At 49.7% G+C, this 3,406-nt stretch carries 4 protein-coding genes; all 4 read right to left on the bottom strand.

The window, feature by feature from the left end; genetic code table 11:
* Positions 1 to 323: 323 nt before the first annotated feature.
* Positions 324 to 644 (bottom strand): hypothetical protein, encoded by a 321-nt coding sequence (locus L4X63_RS23505; protein WP_250681104.1) that lies wholly within the window; start codon positions 642 to 644, stop codon positions 324 to 326.
* A 697-nt stretch (positions 645 to 1,341) separates the two neighbouring features.
* The gene (locus L4X63_RS23500) at positions 1,342 to 1,671 is read right to left on the bottom strand and encodes a hypothetical protein (protein ID WP_250681103.1); all 330 of its coding nucleotides are present in this window, start codon (positions 1,669 to 1,671) and stop codon (positions 1,342 to 1,344) included.
* Between the two features lie 237 nt (positions 1,672 to 1,908).
* Positions 1,909 to 2,181 (bottom strand): hypothetical protein, encoded by a 273-nt coding sequence (locus tag L4X63_RS23495; RefSeq protein WP_250681102.1) that lies wholly within the window; start codon positions 2,179 to 2,181, stop codon positions 1,909 to 1,911.
* Positions 2,182 to 2,523: 342 nt separating this feature from the next.
* Positions 2,524 to 2,865 (bottom strand): DUF4265 domain-containing protein, encoded by a 342-nt coding sequence (locus L4X63_RS24000; protein ID WP_350339216.1) that lies wholly within the window; start codon positions 2,863 to 2,865, stop codon positions 2,524 to 2,526.
* Between the last annotated feature and the right edge of the window lie 541 nt (positions 2,866 to 3,406).

Genomic DNA, 3,406 nt, shown 5'->3' with positions numbered 1-3,406 from the left:
TCAGCTAATGGCGCGCCATTAAATGTATTGAAGTGAGTTAAAACGGTGCACAAAAACAAGCAGTTCAACAAAAAGGACATGAACATGAATGCGGCCACCACCTTCCAATACGGTCGCATGATTGCTGCTTCCTTTTTGGTTGAGTGGTTTTTTGTGCTCACGAATTATCCTTGCCAACGGCGGAAGGTGACCGGCGGAGCGCCAAGCTCTCACACGCTTATCCCCACTTTCAGTTACTTGCGGAGACCGGTCCACCTCCTTTGTTGTAATTTGCCTAACCTTTTAACGCCTCGCCCCGACTTCTTGATGGTCGCTTCATTCGGTCATTTCGTGCCTGTTGTTAAATCCGCAGTATCCATAACCGCATGGACTACCTTTCCGTTCTCGGTGAAGACCACCATCCATGAATAGTCGCCATTGTCCTTCGGTCTTATGAGAGGGGGCAACTGCAGAAGAAGTTGTGTTTCGTATGACATCAGTGCGTCTGTCCTTATCACTTCTGCATTTTCAATTGGAAGTGCTGCAATGATAAGAAGAAAGGCTCCCTCGTCCTGGATTTCGGCCTGAACCTCTATTTCGGTACCAGCAACAACCGATCTGACGATGGCAATTGCCTTTTCAATTATGGAGTTTGGGATTTTCATGGGGTCCCATTCTTATCTCGTACAACGGCGCGGGGTGACCGGCGTAGCGCCCAGCTCCCACCAGCTTTCACCAACTCTCATCAGCCGCGGAGACCTGGTCCACCCGCTTTGTTGGGACATTTCCTTCCCAAGTTACCAATTTATCAATGCCTGTCCCTACAGGTTTCCAAATCTTAGTCCTCTTAACGCTCTGCGCTCCACTTCGTCAATAGCCACACTGATAGGATTTGGAAAAAACCTAGCGCGGTTACCAGCGACAACATGGAGGTCGTACTATTTAGGATACAAGGAAACCGAACAATGAGTTTCTCCATCAAGAGAGAGGATGGTAGGGTTAAGATATTTAGGACAATACCCGGAAGCAAATGTTCCTGAGTAGAATTTCGGTAGGAAAAGTAAGTGATCCATGCCCACAACGTAGCACCACCGAACACAATAGAATACAACCTAGCGAAGAGTTTCATAAATATTCCATGCTTCTCTTTTTCCTCGCCAACGGCGGAAGGTGACCGGCGGAGCGCATAACTTTCACACGCTTACTCCCGCATTCAATTGTGCGGAGACCGGTCCACCTCCTTTGTTGTAATTTGCCTAACCTTTCAACGCCCCGCCCCGCCTTTTTCAGGGTTGTCATCGTTGGCGTAACTTCTCACAGTAGGGGATGATTAAAGGCCGGAGTCGCTTCAAACTCTGTCGTTCAATTTTTTATCGAGCCGATTAACAGGCTCACTCCTATAGGAATGGCCAGCATTCCGTTTAATGCGAGTGAAACAATAAGAACCTTACTGCGGACTTTTAGCCCGAAGGCTACTAACCCACACAAGAAGCCCATTGCCGATATTGCGGCGCCAACCAACGTAAAAAACGCAGCAACGAAGGTGTCGTTCGGAATCACAGTGCCAGCGATATTAACAACTTTAAAGTACGCCCAGAAGTATCCGCCAAGACAAGCGCTCCACCCGCAAGCGGAGAGAAACGCCGATGCGTAGCTATAAAATGTTGGCCGGTTCCGTTCGATCCATGGCATTTCTTTATCCTATGTTCCTTACAACGGCGCGGCGTGACCGGCGGAGCGCCCAACTCCCTCCAGCTTTTGCCCACTCTTATCAATCGCCGTGACCTGGTCCACGCGCATGGTTGGACTCATTTATTCAATCTCGGCATCAGATTAAATGGTCGCGAGTACCTCGGTTTTTCAGTCGGCCCCTTCTTCCCAAGTTATCAATTTATCAACACCCGGTCCCATTGCCGGCCTCGTGGAGGCTCAATGCCTTCTCAATAAGTCGGTAAAGATAGCGATAAGGAAGCTGATGAAGGTTAGGGTGAAGATACCGCCTAGAAAGCGAAATAGTGTGTCCTGTAATCCGTACTTCATAGGGTTAATGGTGACGTCGACCATTCGAGCAAGTTCTTTGACGGAGCCAAACCTCAAGCCCTTGAACTCCTTTTGATACAACTCCACGTGTCTAACCTTCAGTCTTGCCAAAGCCAGCCCAAATGCGACGTTACCTATGATCACAAGCATCATGTACGTCATTAAGATCTCCTGCCTTCAAACTTAGACCGAACTTCAAACGTTCAAGTTAACTTCCATGTCGGCCCCGTCATATCTATTCATGCAGTTTTTGTCCTGTCTTCTTTTGGGGCCACTCTCATCGCTTACAACGGCGCGGCGTGACCGGCGTAGCGCCAAGCTCCTTCCAGCTCTTGTCAACTCTCACAATCGCGGAGACCTGGTCCACGCGCATTGTTGGCATCACCCCATCTATTTCGGCGGCAGATTAGAGGGCGGTTGCCCCTTCGGTTTATCTTCACATTCGGGAGTCACATTAAATGGTGCCTGATACCTGTGGCTTTTGCCAATTCTAGCCCCTGCTCTTTAGTCTTGATGGCGCATAGACGGAAACGCCACAGCAACCGAATCAGCGTCCAAGTTCGCAAGTACTACATCCACGGTTTCAATCTGAACCGTCTCTGGGACATCGACTGAGTAGGTTCCTAACTTTTCGAGTCCCACTGTGTTACAGCCAAGCCCCCGAAGTTCTGTAAGAACTGCTTCGATGGTGGCGGATCGGCACAATCGCAGTAACCAGATTGTAGTGTGTCCAGATCTCTTTACATGTCGCCAGAATGCGACTCTGCGAGGCTCAGATTCCAGCGAAACCTCAATCACGTCGCCAACTGACAAGCCCTTTACAAAAACAGGTGGGACGAGTGCCACGTAACCTTCAGGTACCACCCTGAATGGCAATGACTCAACCGCCACAGGAGGCCATCCATCTTCCACGTCTAGAGGAAAACTTAATTCGGGACTGGTTGGTCTTTGGGGGGCAATCGCAAACTATGCGACTAAGCATGGCCGGATTGGTTTGATGGCATTGGTTCCCCTTCGCCTGCTCCTCGGCGACCGCTTTGTAGGTGGAAAGGACTATACAGATTATCATTATAGCTGTCAAAGTTTAAATTAATGAGATAGACCAAGGAAACGTACAAGAGGGAGAAGGGAGGGTGAGGGGAAAATGCTGGAGAGAGTGGGATTTGCAGGCCGATGATTTCGTCTTCTTTGTGTCAACCTGGAAACCCATGGTATCCGGCCGCAGCGATGGGGCCGGGGGCGTGCTTTGCAAAGGCTCTTTGATCTTGCCCGCCATTGACGGACGCCTTGTTAAGCGAGTAAAGTTCGCGACAGAGGTGATCCGTGAAGAAAGCAGAAGCACAAAAGAAGACTCGCAACCGTTACTCTCCGCAGTTCAAGGATGAAG

Origin of the sequence: Geomonas sp. Red32, from assembly GCF_023652955.1 — a bacterium.
In the GTDB taxonomy this organism is placed as follows: Bacteria; Desulfobacterota; Desulfuromonadia; order Geobacterales; family Geobacteraceae; genus Geomonas.
The sequence above is the reverse complement of the archived record's forward strand: the minus strand, read 5'-3'. Positions and strand labels throughout refer to the sequence as shown.